The organism is Paenibacillus sp. Y660 (assembly GCF_057221575.1).
Genome location: NZ_JBXBBJ010000008.1, coordinates 126097 through 145996 on the forward strand (window position 1 = coordinate 126097; position 19900 = coordinate 145996).

Below are 19900 nucleotides of genomic sequence, written 5' to 3' on the forward strand. Positions count from 1 at the left end.
TGGCAACAATGGCTAGTGAGGTGATAGAAAATGAATGATCAAAATCAAAGTAAACCGAAGCAAAAACCAGAAGAAACTCCCAAAACTGTTCTGGGAGGAACGTCTGCCGCCAAATCTAGCAGTGGATGGAAGAACCTTTTTGCAAAGCGATGGGTATCTCCAGCAATCTTCATGGCCGCGGCAGCAATTATCGTAACCTTAATGTGGATCTATCAGGGGGCCGATCAATCGAAATCTACAACAGGAAAAGTCGATCCTACTGAAGTTTCACAAGGGGGAACTACAGCACCGGAAGGCAAAGGCGATGAAACGCCTGAAGTTGTACTTGGCGACGAGTTGATGCAATGGCCAATCGCTGACAAAGCGGCACTGAAGGAAGAGATTTCGTTCTATGATGAGAAATCAAGCGACGCGGAGCGCGAAGCTGCACTCGTTCAAGTGGGAGACACGTTCTCACCGCACATGGGCATCGACTTTGTTGATCCAAGCGGCAAAACTTTCGATGTGCAAGCCGCACTCTCCGGTAAAGTCACTTATGTGAAGACAGAACCAACAAACGGCAACGTTATTGAAATTACGCATGAAGGCGGTCTGGTTACCATTTACCAAAGCGTGACGGACATTCAAGTGGCTGAAGGCGATGATGTTACACAAGGTACGGTCATTGCAAAAGCGGGCCGCAACGATCTGGAACGCGATCTGGGCATTCACCTTCATTATGAAACACGCAACAACGGCAACCCCATTAACCCAAGCTCGTTGATTACAGAATAAGGGCGGCTGGAGATTAACTTTTCCTGAAAAATAGGACTTTAGACGTACAGGCAGGGAGTAATTCCCTGCCTGTTTTACGTTTTTATGAAAATTTATTCACATTCAGGCTTGTCAGGCTTGACCATAACGAATATATACGTGGCCTACTCATATAATGTACCAAACTATCTCGAGTAGGGAGGCGGGAACGTGCACGATTACATTAAGGAGCGAACCATTAAAATAGGCCGCTGCATCGTAGAAACGAAGCACACGGTGCGTACGATTGCCAAGGAGTTCGGTGTATCCAAAAGCACGGTGCACAAGGACTTGACTGAGCGGCTTCCTGAAATAAACCCCGATCTGGCCGATCAGGTTAAGCACATTCTCGAATACCACAAATCCATTCGGCATCTGAGGGGAGGAGAAGCGACCAAGATTAAATATAAGAAAACGGGTACAAAAAAGCGTGAAGTGCTCGCCGCTGGAAAGCTGTGAAGTTTTTTCTCGAATTATAGAGGAAATTTGTCTTTTTTGGCGAATAATAAACGTTAGCGGTTTCCATGTCAAGGGAACCAAATGTACGTTTTGTAATTATTATTCGTTGGGGGACTTAAGCCTTATGTTGAGCAAGGATATTGGGATCGATCTTGGAACAGCCAATGTTTCCATTCATGTAAAAGGAAGAGGCGTCGTACTCGATGAGCCTTCAGTCGTTGCGATTGAAAGAGATTCTAAGAAAGTGCTGGCAGTTGGCGAGGAAGCACATAGAATGGTAGGCCGGACGCCAGGCAATATTGTTGCAATTCGGCCATTGCGTGATGGGGTTATTGCGGATTTTGAAATTACGGAAATTATGCTAAAAGCATTTATTGATCGCGTCGAGGGACGGAAGTGGTTTAGCCGTCCCCGCATTCTTATTTGCGCGCCAACGAACATTACATCAGTTGAGCAGAAGGCTATTCGCGAGGCTGCAGAGCGCAGCGGCGCTAAAGAAGTATTTCTTGAGGATGAGCCCAAAGCTGCCGCTATAGGGGCTGGAATGGATATTTTCCAGCCTAGCGGCAACATGGTCGTAGACATTGGCGGGGGCACAACGGATGTGGCCGTTCTTTCTATGGGCGATGTTGTGACCGCCTCTTCTATTAAAGTTGCAGGGGACAAGTTCGACGATGCAATCATGAAATTTATTAAGAATAAATACAAGCTGTTGATTGGTGAGAGAACGAGCGAGGATATTAAAATTAAGATCGGTACCGTGCTTGAGGGCGGACGCCAAGAGGAGATCGACATCCGCGGCCGAGATATGGTTTCGGGTCTTCCTCTTACGTTAACGATTCGTTCCGGAGAGGTCCGCGAGGCGCTCTGGGATCCAGTCATGTCCATCGTATCTGCAGCTAAGGCCGTCCTTGAGCGCACGCCGCCGGAGCTGTCGGCGGACATCATTGACCGCGGCGTTATTTTGACAGGCGGTGGCGCTTTGCTCGGCGGACTTGATGCGCTGCTTGCAGATGAGCTTAAGGTTCCGGTATTGATTGCGGAAGATCCTATGCACTGCGTCGTCAAAGGGACCGGTATCCTTCTAGATAACTTGGACAAGCTCGGGAAGAAGTAAGGGCAGAAGCGGCCGTGAACAAATCATTTGCGCGGGTAGGGAGCCTTAGGGGGGCGCAGCCGAGGCGTAAATGAGCCATTGGTCGCAGGACAAGCTATACAGGCAGCCTTGCTTTCAACCGATAACATATATAGGAAGTTGGATTGGAAGCGGCCAAGGGGGTAACAACGATGTTAAGAGGCTTATACACCGCAGCGTCGGGCATGATTTCACAGCAGCGAAGACATGATACGGTAACGAATAATATTTCAAACATAAACACGCCTGGTTACAAGCAGACCAATGCGGTAACCCGTTCTTTTCCGGAACTGATGCTGTCATTAACTGGAGCGGGCTCCGAGAGCATCAACAAGATCGGGAAGCTGACAACCGGCGTATTTGCGGAAGAAAGCTTGTCTATCCATTTGCAGGGCGATTTATCGCAGACGAACAACTCGTCTGATTTTGCGTTGATTTCGAACATTGAAATGGACGGCCTTTCTTTTGACGCATCCGGCAAAAATGTTGGTCCAGACGGAGAGGTGACTTTCCAGCCGCAAGCTTTCTTTACCATTCAGGATCAAAATGGCGAAATTCGTTATACGCGAAGTGGTAAGTTTACGCTTACCGAGGAAGGCTTTCTCATGGCAAACGATGGCTCGAACGTGCTCGGCACGGATGGACAACCTATTCAAATGCCAGTAGGCGTAGGCCTTGAGAACCTCAAATTGACAGGGAATCAACGCTTTCAAGATATAGATGGACAGGATATAGGCGTTCAACTGCTGGTTAGCCGAATCGATAATCCGAATCTGCTCGTGCGTGAAGGGAACGGAAGCTTTAGATTTGCCACTGAGGATGGAGAAGCGGTTGCAATTGCTCCAGATGAGCGCGTTGAGGTGAGACAAGGCTACGTAGAGCGCTCCAATGTTGATGCTGCGCAAGCGGCAGTTGATCTGATGTCAGCGCTCCGCGCTTATGAAGCGAACCAGAAGGTCATTCAATTTTATGATCAAAGCTTGAATAAAGCAGTTAATGATGTAGGTCGCGTATAACAACAGGCGTAAAGCAGCGGAGGTGCACGAAGTATGAACAGTTCAATGATCAACGCTATGGTATCGATGAATGGACTTCAAAAAAAGCTGGATTTGCTTGCAGATAATATTGCTAATGTGAACACCGTTGGTTACAAACGCAAGGAAGCAACCTTTGAGGATCTTCTTACGAACTTAAGAAGCCAGCCCGATGCGTTTAATCAGCCTGGTCGTCTTACGCCGATGGACTATACGCAAGGCTGGGGCTCTCGGATGACGTTGGTTCAGCCGAATCTATCCCAAGGCCCTATGCAGGGAACGAATAAAGATACGGATATTGCGATCGAAGGAAATGCATTGTTTGAGGTCGAGGTGGACGACGCCGGCAATCGCGGATACACGCGCAATGGCGCCTTTCAGTTGACGCTCGGCGGAAACGGTGATACGATTTTGGCAGCGGAAGACGGATATCCAGTCGTTGCTAATGTTAAGGATCCTTTGACTGGGGACATCATTGAGGGCAATATCGTTGTGCCTCAAGGCTATAGTCTACGCGTTAATTCAGACGGTTCTGTGCTTGGGGTATCCCCTAATCGTACCATTGAGCTTGGCAGCATAAAGCTGCTTCAGGCTTCACGTCCATCAGCACTGACTGCGGTTAACGATAACCTGTTTGTTGTGGCTAATGGCATAGACGCGGGCGATGTGGTGCAGCAGATTGTACCTAATTCGGAAAATCTTATTACTTTGCGCCAAGGATACTTGGAGCAATCAAATGTTGAGCTGACGGATGAGATGACCGAGCTTATTAATGTGCAGCGTGCTTATCAATTGGCAGCTAGAGCGTTATCGTCAAGCGATACGATGATGAGCCTGACAAACGGACTGCGCGCATAAGGATAGGATGATGTAGATGAGTATGGCCGATGAACGAATCGACCGCGGCGCAAGCGGGGTCGGGAGTCAAGCAGAAGAGAGCGGCTCTGGGAAGAAGAAGCGCAATATTGGCGCGAAGACTGACGGGAGCTCCGATAAGAAGCAACGGCCCAAAGGGGTAAGGATGCTGCTGTGGTTTTTACGCAAAAGCATCGTACCGCTCATAATGGTTATTATGCTTGTTACAGGTTTATATGTTGGTTATGTCGTAGTGGGCAAGCAGCCTAACGAAGAAGTATTTAGCTGGTCCACATGGCAGCATCTTTATGACCTGGTATTCGCTGAATCTTAATAATCATAGGATAAAAAGGTTGTCTATCTAGCGGCATTAGCGGCTTGACGGACAGCTTTTTTGCAAGGAAAGAACAACTTGCAATGGACCCGAAAAAAAGCAGATCAAGGCTTATGGCCTCGACCTGCTTTTTATTTCTTACACGAATTTTTTATTGCTGCATGAACTATTTTACCGTTACCCGTATGGTTACGCTTTTTCCAGCATAGGTTGCTTTAATGGATGCAGTGCCTTTGCTGACAGCAACGATTTTGCCGCCTACTACGGTTGCGACGCTAGCTTTGGACGAAGTCCAAACTGCAGCATCATTCACGTTAGAGGAATCTCCAGTCGTGAAATTAGCTTGCAGTTTAGCGAGATAAGTCCCGCCAGCTGTTAGCTGCACCGATTTGCTCGAAAGAACAAGTGATTTGAGCTTAGGCGATACAACGATAGGTACAACGACCGTTTTTCCTTGGTATGACCCTGTAATTTTTGTTGTTCCGACAGCTGCTGCTTTAACGGTTGTGCTGCTTACGCTCGCGATGTTTGGATTTCCGGACTCCCAGTTCATTTTTGAACCGAGGGAAACCTGCGTGCCACTCTTGTAGTAGCCAGTTACCTTAACTGATTTGGATCGGCCTGGATTAAGATCCAGTGCAGCAGGCTCAACTACGAGCTTCACAATCTCTTCTTCAACCTTCACGCGCACAGATACGCTCTTCGTCAGGTAAGTGGCTGTGAGTGTAATGCTGGACACCTCAAGGCCCTTCATTACCTCATCCTTGAGCACGATATCCTCTGACGTGGTTTTCCATTTGATTTTGCTTGAGATGTCCTCTTCTTCCCCATCCTCATTAACGACGGTTACAGAAGGGTATGGCGTTTCCTTTCCTAAAATAATGCTAAGATCCTTTACGCTTGCGATTAGCTTCAACGGCTTCACATGAACAAATAATTTTACTTCGATTTTTTTTCCTTGAACGGTCGCAGTAAGCAAGGTTTCGCCAATGGCTTTGGCTATCCATTGTCCGTCTTTAAGGACAGCGACCTTCTCATCCTTGGAAGTCCAAGTCGCGATTTTCGAAACATCGACCTTTGAACCGTCAAACGTTTTTGCCGTTACTTTAGGTAGATCACCGCTGATCCCATTAAAGCCGTCGATGGTTTCAGTCTCTACGCTAATGTCGCTTACGCTTGGGTACACCGTAATATCGATGCTGCGGCTAACTCCTTTGTAACTTGCCGCAATTTTAGTAGTTCCAACAGCCTTAGGCGTAACAAGGCCGCCGGCTGAGACCGTAGCGACTGCGACATTGGAGGACGTCCATTCCGCTTTATTTGTCACAGGAGAGATGACATTAGAATTATCTAATACTTCTGCTGTTACCTGAAGAGAATCATCTTGCAGAAGCAGGTGATATTCTTTCTCTGGAGACAATCTAATCGATTGGAAAGCTGTACGAACGATTACATCGATAGAGGTGGATACACCTCTATGGGATACGGTAATCGTCGTTTTGCCGGCAGCCACCGCGGTGACGACGCCTTTTTTAACCATCGCCACCTTCTCATTGGCGCTAACCCATTTGGCTGTATCTGTGACGTGAGGAAGTGTTTCGCCTGTCTTGGAAACGACGGATGCCGTTAACTTTTTGTCATCAGAACCAATATCGAGCTCGACTAAATGACCTGAAGCTCCCGAATCGATCGAGATCGTTTTGTACGGTGAGGATACATGGATTGTAATGGAATCGGATTTGCCCTTCAGCTTGGCTGTAATGGTAACGGCTCCAACGCCCAACAACGTAATCGTACCTTCATCAACAGTTGCGATTGCAGCGTTTGAAGATGTCCAAACGGCTTCGCTTGTCACATTCTTGCTGCTAGTATTTGTTTTTGTACCGTCAAGTGCGAAGATTAAAGGCTGACCGATATCAATATCTTGCGTAGTCGGTGCTTCCGTTCCATTTAGATATTTTAGAACAACGGAATCGTAAATGTAATCAGATGACGCCTTGATGGAAATGGTGAAGCCTTTATAAGTAGCGCTTATCGTCGCCGTTCCCTTGCCGACACCGGTTAATACGCCTTTTTCCACTTTTACAAATGCTGTGTTGGACGATTTCCATATCGCGTCCGCTGTGACGTCCTTCTTGTTTGCCGAGCCTGAAATGGAGGCGAAAACAGTTAAATTCACTTTGTCATCCTCAATGAATGTTGCGAGAGATGATGTGCTGCTGTTGTAATCCGATGAATCATAACTAAATTCGATGCCAGTTACATTATCTTCTGCAGCAATCGCAACTCCTGTTAACGAAGTCATGACGATCACGAATGCAAGAGCAGCTGCAAACCACCTACGAGTTTCTTTGAACGACGTACCGATACGTAAACTAAATTTCACTACATCCCTGTCCTCTCTTTGTAAAAGTAATTGTCCTTCTACTAATTAACGGTAAAGAGATGGCGAAAATGAAGAACGAAGGTATAATATGGTAATAAAGTTTTTTAAATGCCGGCATGGAACGATGGATGCATAAAAACTCGGCTTTCTCGGACCAGCGAAGGTTTTATTTTTAGGGGTGGTAGTTGTATAATAGTTTGGAACCATGATGGACAGTAAGCAATAGGTAGAGGAGCGTGCGAGTTTGAATCTGCCGAATCTATTAACATCATTGCGTTTTGTATTGATTCCTGTCTACATAGCGGCATTCGTTAAAGGACATATGATTCCTGCCTTCTTGATTATGGTCGCTGCGGGCATAACAGATGTGCTTGATGGTTATATTGCGCGCCGAAGCGGCAAGGTTACGATGGTTGGCATTATGCTCGATCCGCTCGCTGACAAGCTGATGCTCATCACTGTAATTGTATCGTTGCTCATTTCCGGTCATATTTCATGGGCGGCAGCAGCAGCGATGTTTTTGCGCGATCTTGGCATGATAGCTGGAGGATTGTATTTCCATTTTCGAGGAAAGAAGACGGTGCCTGCCAATTGGATGGGGAAGCTGACAACCGTGCTGTTCTATGCGGCGATTATGCTCATCTTCTTTGAAGCGCCAAATGCACATTCGTATTTGTGGGCGGTCATTGCCTTTTCGTTCATCACTTCCATTGTGTATATCGTCATGTTTAAGGCGCTTAATAAAGCAGTCCCGGGAATGCCGACCGGGCATTCATGATTTATCAAAGCTTCTACATATGAACAAAGAGGCTTGGCGAAGGACACATCTGGTCCAAGCAGCCAAGCCCCTTATCTTAACCTTCATAAACTGCAGTTTTATGAGGGATATGATTAGTGTCGTACAAATACACCGTTTTTATACTACTCAAACTTTGAAAGGGGCTTTTTTTTAACATGTTGGACATTAATCAAATTCAAGAAATTATTCCGCACCGTCCGCCGTTTCTGCTGATCGATCGTATTTTGGAGGTTGAGCCAGGCGTTAGGGCTGTCGGTCTGAAAAATGTAACGATGAATGAGCCTTATTTTGTGGGTCACTTCCCCGGCTATCCGGTAATGCCTGGCGTTCTTATTGTTGAAGCGCTAGCGCAGGTCGGTACTGTTGCGATGCTCATGATTGAAGCCAATCGCGGCAAGCTGGGCTTTTTTGCGGGCATTGACGGTTTCCGCTTCCGCGGTCAAGTTAAGCCTGGGGATACGCTGACGCTAGAGGTGCAAATTACAAGGCTCAAAGGTTCAATCGGAAAAGGGCAAGGGACAGCAAGAGTAGGTGATCAAATCGTTGCCGAAGGCGAGCTAATGTTTGCTTTATCAAATCCTTCATAATTAAAATTCATGAATGAGAGAGGCTGATAATTATGACAACTCCAACAAATGATACCGTTATTGCTAAATACGAGGCTTGGCTTAATGATCCGCTTATCGATGCTGCGACGAAGGAAGAGCTTCGCGGGCTTGAAGGGCAAGAGAAGGAAATTACGGATCGTTTCTATCGTGACCTTGAGTTTGGTACAGGCGGCTTGCGCGGCGTGATGGGCGCAGGAACGAACCGTCTTAACGCATATACGGTTGGCAAAGCGACACAAGGGCTTGCTAACTGGCTGCTTGCTGGCGCATCGGCTGAGGCTAGCCCATCGGTTGTCATTGCTCATGATTCCCGTAATTATTCGCCTGAGTTTGCGCTGGATGCCGCGCTTGTGCTTGCAGGCAACGGCGTTGTTACTTATTTGTTTTCTGCGCTTCGCCCGACACCTCAGCTTTCCTATGCGGTGCGTGAGCTAAAGGCCTCCAGCGGTATCGTCATTACGGCAAGCCATAATCCGCCTGAATACAATGGCTACAAAGCATACGGCTCCGACGGCTGCCAGCTTATTCCTGAGGAGGCTGAACAGGTTATTTCAGCTATCAGTCAAATCGCCGGCTTCGATGAAGTAAAAAGGCTATCCCGCGAGGAAGCAGAAGCTCAAGGCTTGCTTCGCTGGCTAGGCGAGGAAGCTGATCAACAGTTTATTGATACGATAGTTGCTCAAAGCTTGAACGGAGATCTGATTAAAGGTGGAATTGGCGAGAAGTTCAGCGTCGTCTTTACGCCGCTGCACGGGACAGGCAATATGCCAGTTCGGGAAGTGCTCAAAAAGGTCGGCTTCAACAACGTTCACATCGTGCCGGAGCAGGAGCAGCCAGACGGCTATTTCAGTACGGTGAAATCTCCCAACCCTGAAGAGCGCGAAGCGTTCACGCTCGCGATCAAGCTCGCGCAGCAGGTTGATGCCGATATCATTATTGGTACGGATCCTGATGCCGACCGTATGGGTGCAGTCGTGAAGAACAACGAGGGCGAATACGTCGTGCTTACCGGCAACCAGTCCGGTGCATTAATGGTTCATTATGTGCTTAGTCAGTTGAAGGAACGCGGCCAGCTGCCGGACAATGGCGTTGTGGTTAAAACAATCGTCACAAGTGAATTGGGAGCGGATATTGCCCGTTCGTATGGGGTAGAGGTTGAGAATACGCTGACCGGCTTCAAATATATCGGAGAAAAAATGACAAGCTATGAGCAAACAGGCGAGCGCACTTTCTTGTTTGGCTATGAAGAGAGCTATGGTTATCTAACTGGAACCTATGCGCGTGATAAAGATGCTATCGTTGCTGCGTTATTGATTTCGGAGGCTGCGGCATACTATAGCAGCCAAGGAAAAACGTTGTATGATGTATTGCTCGAGCTTTATGCTGAATTTGGCTTCTATTTAGAGGGTTTGGAATCACGTACGCTCAAAGGCTTTGACGGCGTACAAAAAATCGGTGCGATTATGGATGATTGGCGTCAAAATCCGCCTGTTGAAATTGGCGGCGTGAAGGTAGAGCAAGTCCTTGATTACGGCAAGGGTCATGATGGACTTCGTCCAGAAAACGTATTGAAATATATGCTTGAGGACGGCTCATGGTTCTGCTTGCGTCCTTCCGGTACAGAGCCGAAGATCAAGGTTTATTTTGCTGTCGAGGGCGAATCGAAGGATGCTGCCGCTGCTGCACTGCAAACGTTGAAGACAACCGTTATGGAACGGGTAGACAAAAGCGAATAGAACGATAATCAGCCTGTTTAGAACGGAGGAATGACGTGTTTTTACGTTGGCAGCAATGGAATCGGCGAGCAAGGTTTGTACTATGGGTCATTGCAATAATCGGGGTGGCGGCAGCAATGCCGCTCGGCGCCGTTCGTTTGGAAACGGAAAAATCATCAAAGCAAGTGGAATATGTATTTGATTATCGCGATATTATAGAGGTCGCGGAAAAGCAGGCTAGGCCGCAATCTTTCTTGACAGAGAAGCTGGCGATGCTGAAGGAATCCGGCATTACGACGATGGCCGTCTATGAGAGCTCGCTTAAGGAACTGCAGTTATCGGGCAGGTTAACTTATTACAGCTCAAGGGATGCAGCGATGCTGCAAGGCAAGTTCGAAGCTTCCGGCCAAAATTTTACTTATATTTTATTTAATGGCTCCAAAGAAGAAGAGATGATAGGACCGGTTTTACGCGAGGTGTTTGATCGTGAGGAGGCTCCGTACAGCGACTGGTCATTCGGCGGCCGCAACGGTATGGTTGTCGAAATTCCAATCGCGGATGCGGTTATGAAAACATTGGCTTTTGACCCGATGTCGCTGCAAACGATTCATGACGCAGGTCTTGGCATACTGCCGCGCTTATCTGACCGCGTTAAGCCATACGATCAATCAGCAACAGATGCGCTTCTTGCAAAATTAAAGGGCTACGGCATTAATCGCGTGTTATTTGATGGCGATTCTGTAAAGGGCGCATCAGATCAAGCGATGGACAATAGCCTGGATAAATTCGGTGAGCTGCTGAATAAGTACGATATGGGCGTCGCAGTGATCGAAAATTTAAAAAAACCGCAAGAAGGCATAAATAAATTAGCATATATTACAAACTATAATGCAGTAAGGTTATATTCCTTGTCGGAACAAGATGGGATGACCATGACAACAAGCGCCATCTCGGATCGGTTTCTTTTGGCGGCGAAGGACCGCAATATCCGGATGTTTTTCATCAACGGATTGGTAGAGTCGAGTACCGAGAAAGCTAAGGTTGTTCATTCTTTGGACAGGCTCGCCGAAGCGATGAGCGAAGAAGATGGCGTTGTCCCGAAGCTTGCGAAGGAAGGCTTTACGCCAGGCACGCCGAAGCCATTCGATTATGAGCAGCCTTCATGGAATAAACCGGTTCGTGCGGTCGTTGCCTTAGGAGCTGTCGCTCTTATAGCATTGCTCGTTGGCGCGTTTGTACCCGGCGTTTACATTCCGGTCTTTGCTATCGGACTTGTCGGAAGCGCAGGCTTGTACAAGCTCAACAGCTCGATTATGGAGCAGGGGCTTGCTCTAGGTGCGGCAATCGCGGCGCCTACGCTCGCGCTTGTGTGGGTTATGAATCGGATCTATTCTCGTACGGTTGGCGAACGGCGAGTCATTGGCGGAACAGATTGGTCCGTGGGCCGCAGTCAGCAAGGACAGGTCCCGCATCAGCCAGGTGCTGTATATGAGAATGGAAACCGCATGAAATGGCTTTTCCCGGCATTGTCCATCGGAAGACGCTTTGGACTCGCGTTGAATTGGTTTATCGTAGCGACGTTGATCTCGCTTATGGCAGTACCGATTGTATTCGGATTGTTGAACAACATCACGTATTATTTGAAGCTGGAGCAATTCCGCGGAGTAGGCTTGCTTCATTTGGCTCCAATTGCGTTGGTTGCCATTTATGTGTTCCTTTACAACAGTCAGATCACAATGGGCAGATTGAAAGCATTGCTTTCCAAGCCAATCACGCTTACTTGGATTATTTTGGCGGCAGTGATCGGAATCATTGGCTACTACTACCTGTCTCGTACAGGCAACAGCGGTCAAGTATCCTCGATTGAGCTGGTTATCCGCCGTTTTTTGGAATCGACATTTGGCGTTCGGCCGCGTTTCAAGGAGTTTTTGCTCGCGCATCCGCTATTTCTGCTGGGGCTTTTCTTATCGCTTCGATACCGAGCAGCATGGCTGTTTATCATTATCGGCTCGATAGGACAGCTGTCGATGGTTGATACGTTTGCGCATCTTCATACGCCGCTTTACATTTCAATCATTCGAGTGCTGCTCGGATTGGGTGCAGGCGCAATTATAGGCTGTATTTTGATCGTGGCATGGCAGGTAGTGGAAGGAGCAATACGTAAATGGGCACCGGCAATCGTTCGCAAATTCGTCGAATAGTAATATCGGGCTATTATGGCTTTCGCAATAGCGGTGACGAAGCGGTGCTCAGATCGATATTGCTTGCATTGGAGGAAGAAGGAGAGGCGCAGGGCGTTCAGATCGTGCCGATCGTCTTGTCGGCCGATCCGGCTTGGACAAGCCAAATGTACGGGGTTGAATCCGTTAGGCGGATGCATCCTGCGGATTTGTGGAAGGCGCTGCGAGGCAGCGACGGCTTGATTAGCGGAGGCGGCAGCCTCCTGCAGGATGCAACAAGCGCGAAGACGATTCCTTATTATACGGGAGTCATGAAGCTGGCGCAGATGCTAGGCAAGCCAACCTTTGCATATTCGCAGGGCATTGGTCCTGTGAACCGCCGCTGGATGGACCCGCTTATCCGCAGCGTGATGAAGCGCAGCGCATACGTATCGGTGCGCGATGCTGAATCCGCTGCATTGCTTGGGCGGATTGGCGTACCGGCAGAGCGGATCGATGTCGTTCCCGATCCAGTTATGGGCTTGCCGCTCCCGGCAGAAGCGCATGAAGAAGCTCAGCGCAGTTTGCCGGCTGGACAAGCCGCAGACTCGCTAAGCGCGAATGAGCCGCCGATTATCGGCGTATCGCTGCGCCATTGGCGCAGCGACGGCGGCGATCTCGCCCGCGCCGCCGAAGCGCTAGTCGCGCTCTCGAAGCGCATGCCTGTGCGGCTGCGCTTCCTGCCGTTCCACACCCCCTCCGACACGCAGGCGTCGGAGCAGGTGATGGAACGGCTGCGCGGCAGGCTCGGCTCCGGCTCCACCGCCGAGCTGGCCGCGCCCGGCGACGACCCCCAGCAAATGCTGCTGGCGGTCAGCCGGTGCGACGCTTTGTTCGGCATGCGCCTCCATGCGCTCATCTATGCAGCAGGCCAAATGGTTCCCATGCTTGGCCTCTCCTACGACCCCAAAATCGATCAGTTCCTGAATCGATTAGGGCTAAGTGCGATCGGCACGACGGAGGCGCTCGATGCCGAAGCATTTGCAGACGCGGCGTGCTCGCTGCTGGAGGACAAAGCTGGCTGGCAAGCGAAGCACAAGCCTGCAATCGACCTGTTAAAACAACAATCGCAAAAACCGGCGCAACAAATCGTACATTTATTGCGTCATATCATATCGAGGTGAGCTCCTCTTGTCGAAACAAATACCGACAGTGCCGATATACGGCATTCCGTTCTCTAAGGCCAGCATGGATGAGACGGTTAATTATTTAACAGAAGCTATTGAAAAGAGACGCGTAACACACGTCATTACTGCTAATCCGATCATGATCATGTCTGCGGTCGAGGATTCGAATTACAGTGCGATGATCCGCCGCGCGGATCTCATTGTTCCTGACGGCGCAGGTGTCGTATGGGCTGCTAAGCATGTAGGCAATCCGGTAGCTGAGCGTGTAACGGGATTTGATCTGATGCACCGCCTCTTTCAGCAGGGAGAATCGCGCAAATGGAAGGCCTATCTGCTCGGAACCTCGCAGGAGGTTATCGAAGCGGCGGCCGAGAAGCTGCAGCTGCAGTATCCGCAGGTGCGAATCGTTGGCTATCGGAACGGATTTTTTGGACCGGAGCAGGACGAGGAAGTGGTAGAAGCGATTCGCGAGGCAGCGCCGGACTTGTTGTTCGTTGCTCGCGGGGCGGATACGCAAGAGCCATGGATTGTTAAATTTAAGAAAAGATTAGACGTGCCTCTTATTATGGGCGTCGGCGGAAGCTTTGACGTTGTATCGGGCAAGTTGAAACGAGCTCCCATTCTTTTCCAAAAGCTTCGCTTGGAATGGTTTTATCGCTTGCTTCAAGAGCCAAAAAGATACAAAAGAATGCTTGTTTTGCCGAAATTCGTAGTGAAAGTGCTTCGCGACAAAGAAAACGTAACAAAACCTAGGCCTACACCGTGAAAATCTCGTTAAAACCATGAAAATTGGTTAAAAACGGAGTTGGAGTTTCTTTTTCAATCGGAGTATAATTCACTTCGGTAGAGAAAAAAGGGGAGTTGCACACATGCCTGTTGGCTTGCTGTATTCAATTGGGTTCATAATCGCTTTAGTACTTGCCATTGCGATGACGCCGCTTGTTAAGAAATTCGCATTCAAAGTAGGCGCAATAGACAAACCAAACCACCGCAAGGTACATACGCGCATTATGCCGCGTCTTGGCGGTCTAGCTATTTATATTGCATTTGTGGGCGCATTTTTTATTCTGTCGCCGTTTATTCCAGACGGCTTGCTCCGTCCTCAAGATTCAAACATGATCAATGCGCTGCTGGTCGGCGGTACGATGATCATTATTTTAGGAGCCTTCGATGACCGCTTCGAGCTTTCGGCGAAAGTTAAGCTTCTAGGCCAAATCGCAGCGGCATGCGTTGTCGTATTCGGCTTTGATGTAAAGATCGACCTGCTGAACATTCCGTTCGGCGAATCGATGCAGCCGGTTGCCGGCTGGATCAGCATTCCGCTTACGATTCTATGGATCGTTGGCGTAACGAATGCGATTAACTTGATCGACGGTTTGGACGGGCTCGCTGCAGGCGTATCCGGCATTGCGATCGCAACGATCGTTGTGATGGCATCTCTGATGGACTTTCAACCGGTTATCCTGCTAAGCACGCTGCTGCTTGGAGGAATCGTAGGTTTTCTCGTATTCAACTTTCATCCCGCAAAAATATTTATGGGCGACTCGGGGTCGCTGTTTCTCGGCTTTAGCCTAGCAACGCTTTCAATGCTTGGATTCAAGCAAGTAACGATCGTATCATTCGTAACGCCGCTGCTAATTATCGGCGTACCGCTTTCGGATACCTTCTTCGCCATCGTTCGCCGGTGGGTGAACAAGCGGCCGATTTTTGCGCCGGACAAAGGCCATTTGCATCACAGGCTGCGCGACCTCGGCTTTAGCCATCGCCGTACGGTATTGATCATTTGGGGTGTGGCTGCAATATTCGGTGCACTAGCTATCGTGCAATCAGCAGTCGTGCAATCTAGCGCTGCGAACTGGATCACTTTCGCCGTCATTTGCTTGCTGATGTTCTTCCTGCAAATCGGCGCAGAAGTAACAGGGATCGTAGACAAAACGCGCAGGCCGCTAATTAACTTCTTAAACCGAATGAGGCTTAGGCTCAAGGTTGACGCCGAATCCCGTTCGAAATAAACAAGAGCTTTGATTCCCGCGAGGGATTCAGAGCTCTTTTTTTTGTGCTAAATTGCTCCTTTCACTAAAAATATGGCAGCCAAAAACCGATAACAACAATACAGAACTTTTCTGCAGTCAGCGTGTCTAACTGCAATGATCGAAAGCTGACTAAAGAGGAAAAGGGAGGAAGGTTTATTCGGAAGCTTGCTGTACAGTCGCTAGTCCATCTCATATTCTAATACCCATGCTTGTCATATACATAAAGGAGGAACATTGTTTTGAAAAGATTACTTTCATTGGCGCTCACGCTGGCATTGTTGATTACATTGTTGCCGCCGTTCTGCAATTCACAGCCAGCTTCGGCCGCAGGCTCATATTTCTTATTTTCAAATGAAAATGCATCTGCAGGAAGCGCTCGTATTGTATCCAGCCAATCGGTAAGACTTGAGGGAAAAATTAACGGAGTAGTCGGAAATTCAATTAGTTATAATGTGAAACAAATTACATTGAACGGCTCCATAGAAAGAGAAGTGAATACGACCGAAGAGATTACTACTGGAATCTCCATTTCAGCCGGCGATAACAGCATTGTAATAGCTAACCTTACTCTTTTCCCTGGTCTGAACAAAATCACGTTTAAAGGGATAGCCGGCACCTCAACAGTCAGCGAATCCATTTATATTGAATATCGCAACAGTCCAATGCTATATGATTTAAAGGCTACATTTGAGAATAAAGATTATGCTATGCCGGAAGATCAACCGACGATGCTTTACTCATCATCTCCTGTCGTACAGCAAAACGGAGAAATTGTTATTTCGGGTAAAGCGCCAAATGCTCAGAAGATTTCAGTCGTTATAAACGGCAGAAGCTATGATTTTAATGTTTCAAACTCAACAAGCGACAGCAGGTTCAGCACCTCCTTGCTTAGTATTGAGAAGGGGATCAATACGATTGTGCTGAAGGTGCACAATAACGGGCAAATCGTGGAGACAACGCGCGAGGTCGCTTTTTATAACGGGGAAGTCACTTTTTACGATCTGAAGATGTCAGCGATAGCGCCAGCAACGCCTAAAACTGCAGCAATAGAACCGAATATGAACTTCTCGACAAACTCGTTTGCTGCAAATACGATCCAAGTATCGGGTAATGTAATCTTGCCTCTTCCATTGCATGACTTGTCGGATGTTGATAATGATGGAAATAAGGCTGAAGAGATTCCTGTTAGTTCTGCAAATCTTGAAACCTTGTTAAGCTTGGAGCTGAAGAAGGGTGCGGCTGCCTCAGTACCAATCTCTGCGATCCCGGGTTCCGTTACCTTTTCACCTGCAACTATAGTCAGCACCACTAAATTTATAACGGTGTCCTATAAATTTAGTTTGCCTTTACTTGCTTTCGACGAATCCAATCAGCTTCGATTGGTTGCGCCTAACGGATTAGTATTCCAAAGCTCGGATGCGATCCCTTTTGTCATACGCAACAGCAGCATTTCTTATATTCATGATATCAATTATTTGTCAGGCTATGATGCATCCATGAACACGACGCCGCCTAACGCTGGCCGCCTTCAAGGCTTGCAAGGGACAGACATTCCAAGCGATGGCGTAAATGTATATTCCATGCCAATGGGTGTAGAGGTATTGATCGGCAACTATACGAGTCTTGGTGCTAACCTCACGAATCTGCTGAAAATTAACGGCAAGCTTCAAGCGGATGCAGATTCAGGCTTCACGCAAATCAATCATACCGAGATTGTTTATCGCACCGTTAATAATCAATTGACGCCGTTTTTGCGCTTATTCGTTGAGATCAATAAGCTGCCAACATCGGGTACAAACCCCATTACTTTTAAATTAAATGCGGGTCAACTTGGTTCAGATGAAGTGAAAACAATCATTGCAAAATTATTGTACGGACCTTATGTGAAATTCAATACCCTTGTTGCAGGGATGAAGGTCGATTACGATTCGGTAAGAGAGACAGATCCATTAATTTTATTAAATAAACTTGGTCTCTTTAACGGTCAATTATTTAATGTAGCCAATGAGGCAGAAGTCGATTATGATAATCCCGGACAAACGGTATTCCTTTACATTAATAACGTCGAAATTCCTTTGGAAAAAAACACAACAAATACAACGTTTAAGCCTAAGGGGACAGCTGCTTCCATATTCAGCATACTCAACAAAGCGGGGGAGAACACTGTAAAATTCGTTTTCCGTACCGCAAAGAACAACTATGAAAATACGTTTAAATTTAGTGTTGCACCTACGAATTTGCCGGTTATCCCGGCTCCTAATACAGACGGCGTCTACCCGTACAGCGCTAATCTGTCGCAGCCGGTTCCCAACGATGCTAATTTCCCGAAACAGGGCAGCATCTATACGACAAAAGAAGCTCAGTTAAAGATTCATGGTACATTTGATTTCGTTGATCTTGGCGGAGAATTCAATTATGGGAATGGACATTCCAATTTGGCTGACAAAGAGCAATATATTGTCCGCATCTCATCGCCAAATTGGAGCAACGATATCAAATGGGATCTTACGAAGGAGTTTACGGCTACAAAGAAGGGCGTGCCACTAACCGGAGCAGCTCCAATCAATTCCGGAAAAGTTGTCTCGACGCCAGATGCTCAAATTGATTTCTATTATGATGTAGAGAAACAATATTTCTACTTTAATATTGCTAGGCAAAAGATGCCGGAAGACGGCAGCTCCCAGGTCTATGTGATGACCGTCTTCAATAGCGGAGAGGCAGGCCCGCGGGCAGCCTACCGAATGGAGATTGATGCGACATCGATTCCTTTCTCGATCTTGGCGCCGCTAGTTGAGAAACGCACGACTAACCAAAATTTTGTCGAAGTAATCATTTCGTCACCTGGCGCTGACACACTAACAGTTGGTAAAGAGGCTGCCAAGAAAGTGAAATTCATAGATTACAATCAGAGCACGCCGTTAATTTTAGATGCATTCAGCGTGTTGGTTAAGGATCTCAAGCCGAATAAGGAAAATGACATTAAATTTACCATTACGCGGGGCAAGGATAAAATTAACGACTCCTTTAAAATGGTGTACCAGCCGGCAAATATTCCTGGCGCTCAATATTTGCAAACGATGCAAAATTCGCATAAGGTATTTGACGGCAAGCTTGTCCTAGCATTCGCGAAGAACAGCAAGCTGGTTCGTCCTTCTTATAATTCTTCTACGGATTTTTCAGGACAAGTATATAGCGGCAACAATATTTTGTTTGCTATCGCAAACCCTAATGACGGCATTGTCGATCGTCATGAATTTGAAAGCCAGCCGCCAAACTATTCGGCAAATAGCTTGGCAGAAGGCAACCTGCATATTGGGTTTCGATTCCTAGATCAAGCTAGACAATTCATAAAGGCAAGTCCGTTATACTGGATAGATGGCGGGCAAGCAGATAATCCAGATCCAACGTCTCTGGCGTTTGATCCCGTGACGACAGGAACAGATCCGTTCCCGTTTCCGAACGTAGTTGGCAAGCCAACCGATAGCTTTGCCAAACGGTGGAATAAATTTGGACTTGAGCTTGCTCCAACCGCGCCAGGCAAGCTTACGTTAGCCTATGACAATAATGTATCGCTAAGCGCGGGAACGACAATCACGGTATTCCGCTTTGATCCTTACAATAGCACATGGGAAAATATTGGCGGTGTCGTAGATGATAAGAAACATACGGTGACTGTGCCGTTTACAAAATTCGGATATTATGTTGCCGTTAAGCTTACACGCGGTTATAACGACATTAACGACCACCCTTATGCACGAGAAGCTATGGAAGCTATCTATTCGAAGGGCGTTATGAACGCAATTGATCCTATTGGCTTCTTTGGAGCTGATCGTTACGTAACTCGCGGTGAATTCACGCGTATGATCATTCGTATGCTAGACATTCCAATGAACTACGGTGGAGCGATGCATTTCTCTTATTTCCCAGAGACAATTACTAACGCTAATAACGCAAATGCCATTTATGACTATCGTTTTATTGAGACGGCAGCACGTGCAGGCTTTGTTCGAGGCACAAGACCAGGCTTCTTCGATGAAGATGTAGAGCTTTCTCGCCAAGACGCATCCGTTGTTCTGGCAAGAGCATTGAACCTGAAGATGGAGACGGACGCGAAAAAAGCAAAGTCGGCACTTGATAAGGAATTTAAGGACTCCGGGAGCTTTGACTATTATTCGATACCTTCCGTTTTGGCCATTCAGAAAAAAGGCTTTATCCAAGGTTCATTAACTGATTCTAATAATCCAAAGTCTGGATCTGTGTTTGAACCAAGAGCAAAGCTGTTGCGCAGCGATGCAGCCATAATAATGGCTAGAGTGATGACTGATCTGAAGAAATTACCTAAGATTTATAGCAAATAAGCAGCAAAAACAGACCGGCAGTTGAGTCGGTCTGTTTTTGTGTCAA

At 47.5% G+C, this 19900-nt stretch carries 15 protein-coding genes; 14 read left to right on the plus strand and 1 reads right to left on the minus strand.

Annotation, left to right across the window (positions count from 1 at the left end):
- Positions 1-30: 30 nt before the first annotated feature.
- The 6 genes from AC2TDN_RS12170 to AC2TDN_RS12195 all read left to right on the plus strand — a co-directional run bounded on the left by AC2TDN_RS12170 (position 31) and on the right by AC2TDN_RS12195 (position 4609).
- Positions 31-774 carry a peptidoglycan DD-metalloendopeptidase family protein gene (locus tag AC2TDN_RS12170; protein ID WP_484688172.1) on the plus strand — a complete coding sequence of 248 codons (744 nt, stop codon included), beginning with the start codon at positions 31-33 and terminating at the stop codon, positions 772-774.
- A 189-nt stretch (positions 775-963) separates the two neighbouring features.
- A complete protein-coding gene (spoIIID, locus tag AC2TDN_RS12175; protein ID WP_482068194.1) occupies positions 964-1251 on the plus strand; it encodes a sporulation transcriptional regulator SpoIIID in 288 nt (95 codons plus the stop codon).
- 124 nt (positions 1252-1375) lie between these two features.
- On the plus strand, positions 1376-2368 hold the full coding sequence (gene mreB / locus AC2TDN_RS12180; protein ID WP_482068195.1) for a rod shape-determining protein MreB: 993 nt from the start codon (positions 1376-1378) through the stop codon (positions 2366-2368).
- A 170-nt stretch (positions 2369-2538) separates the two neighbouring features.
- On the plus strand, positions 2539-3402 hold the full coding sequence (locus AC2TDN_RS12185) for a flagellar hook-basal body protein (RefSeq protein ID WP_482068196.1): 864 nt from the start codon (positions 2539-2541) through the stop codon (positions 3400-3402).
- 33 nt (positions 3403-3435) lie between these two features.
- Positions 3436-4278, plus strand: coding sequence for a flagellar hook-basal body protein (locus tag AC2TDN_RS12190; RefSeq protein WP_482068197.1), 843 nt, complete (start codon positions 3436-3438; stop codon positions 4276-4278).
- Between the two features lie 16 nt (positions 4279-4294).
- On the plus strand, positions 4295-4609 hold the full coding sequence (locus AC2TDN_RS12195; protein ID WP_482068198.1) for a DNA-directed RNA polymerase subunit beta: 315 nt from the start codon (positions 4295-4297) through the stop codon (positions 4607-4609).
- Between the two features lie 166 nt (positions 4610-4775).
- On the opposite strand, the gene AC2TDN_RS12200 is transcribed toward AC2TDN_RS12195, so the two are convergent.
- Positions 4776-6995, minus strand: a complete 2220-nt coding sequence (locus AC2TDN_RS12200; protein WP_484688173.1) for an Ig-like domain-containing protein — start codon at positions 6993-6995, stop codon at positions 4776-4778.
- A 244-nt stretch (positions 6996-7239) separates the two neighbouring features.
- Between AC2TDN_RS12200 and AC2TDN_RS12205 the strand changes: the two genes are divergently transcribed.
- The 8 genes from AC2TDN_RS12205 to AC2TDN_RS12240 all read left to right on the plus strand — a co-directional run bounded on the left by AC2TDN_RS12205 (position 7240) and on the right by AC2TDN_RS12240 (position 19854).
- The gene (locus AC2TDN_RS12205; protein ID WP_484688174.1) at positions 7240-7773 is read left to right on the plus strand and encodes a CDP-alcohol phosphatidyltransferase family protein; all 534 of its coding nucleotides are present in this window, start codon (positions 7240-7242) and stop codon (positions 7771-7773) included.
- Between the two features lie 176 nt (positions 7774-7949).
- Positions 7950-8381 (plus strand): 3-hydroxyacyl-ACP dehydratase FabZ, encoded by a 432-nt coding sequence (gene fabZ / locus AC2TDN_RS12210; protein ID WP_056631018.1) that lies wholly within the window; start codon positions 7950-7952, stop codon positions 8379-8381.
- 32 nt (positions 8382-8413) lie between these two features.
- The gene (locus tag AC2TDN_RS12215) at positions 8414-10138 is read left to right on the plus strand and encodes a phospho-sugar mutase (protein WP_484688175.1); all 1725 of its coding nucleotides are present in this window, start codon (positions 8414-8416) and stop codon (positions 10136-10138) included.
- 35 nt (positions 10139-10173) lie between these two features.
- Positions 10174-12318 carry a DUF5693 family protein gene (locus AC2TDN_RS12220; RefSeq protein ID WP_484688176.1) on the plus strand — a complete coding sequence of 715 codons (2145 nt, stop codon included), beginning with the start codon at positions 10174-10176 and terminating at the stop codon, positions 12316-12318.
- Entirely contained in the window at positions 12282-13460 is a 1179-nt protein-coding gene (gene csaB / locus AC2TDN_RS12225) for a polysaccharide pyruvyl transferase CsaB (RefSeq protein ID WP_482068203.1), read from the plus strand. The genes AC2TDN_RS12220 and csaB overlap by 37 nt, the downstream gene beginning before the upstream one ends.
- Positions 13461-13524: 64 nt before the next feature.
- Positions 13525-14229 (plus strand): WecB/TagA/CpsF family glycosyltransferase, encoded by a 705-nt coding sequence (locus AC2TDN_RS12230; RefSeq protein ID WP_484688199.1) that lies wholly within the window; start codon positions 13525-13527, stop codon positions 14227-14229.
- 103 nt (positions 14230-14332) lie between these two features.
- Positions 14333-15475: a glycosyltransferase family 4 protein gene (locus AC2TDN_RS12235; RefSeq protein ID WP_484688177.1), complete on the plus strand. Its 1143-nt coding sequence runs from the start codon at positions 14333-14335 to the stop codon at positions 15473-15475.
- A 260-nt stretch (positions 15476-15735) separates the two neighbouring features.
- On the plus strand, positions 15736-19854 hold the full coding sequence (locus AC2TDN_RS12240) for an S-layer homology domain-containing protein (protein ID WP_484688178.1): 4119 nt from the start codon (positions 15736-15738) through the stop codon (positions 19852-19854).
- The last annotated feature ends 46 nt before the right edge of the window (positions 19855-19900 follow it).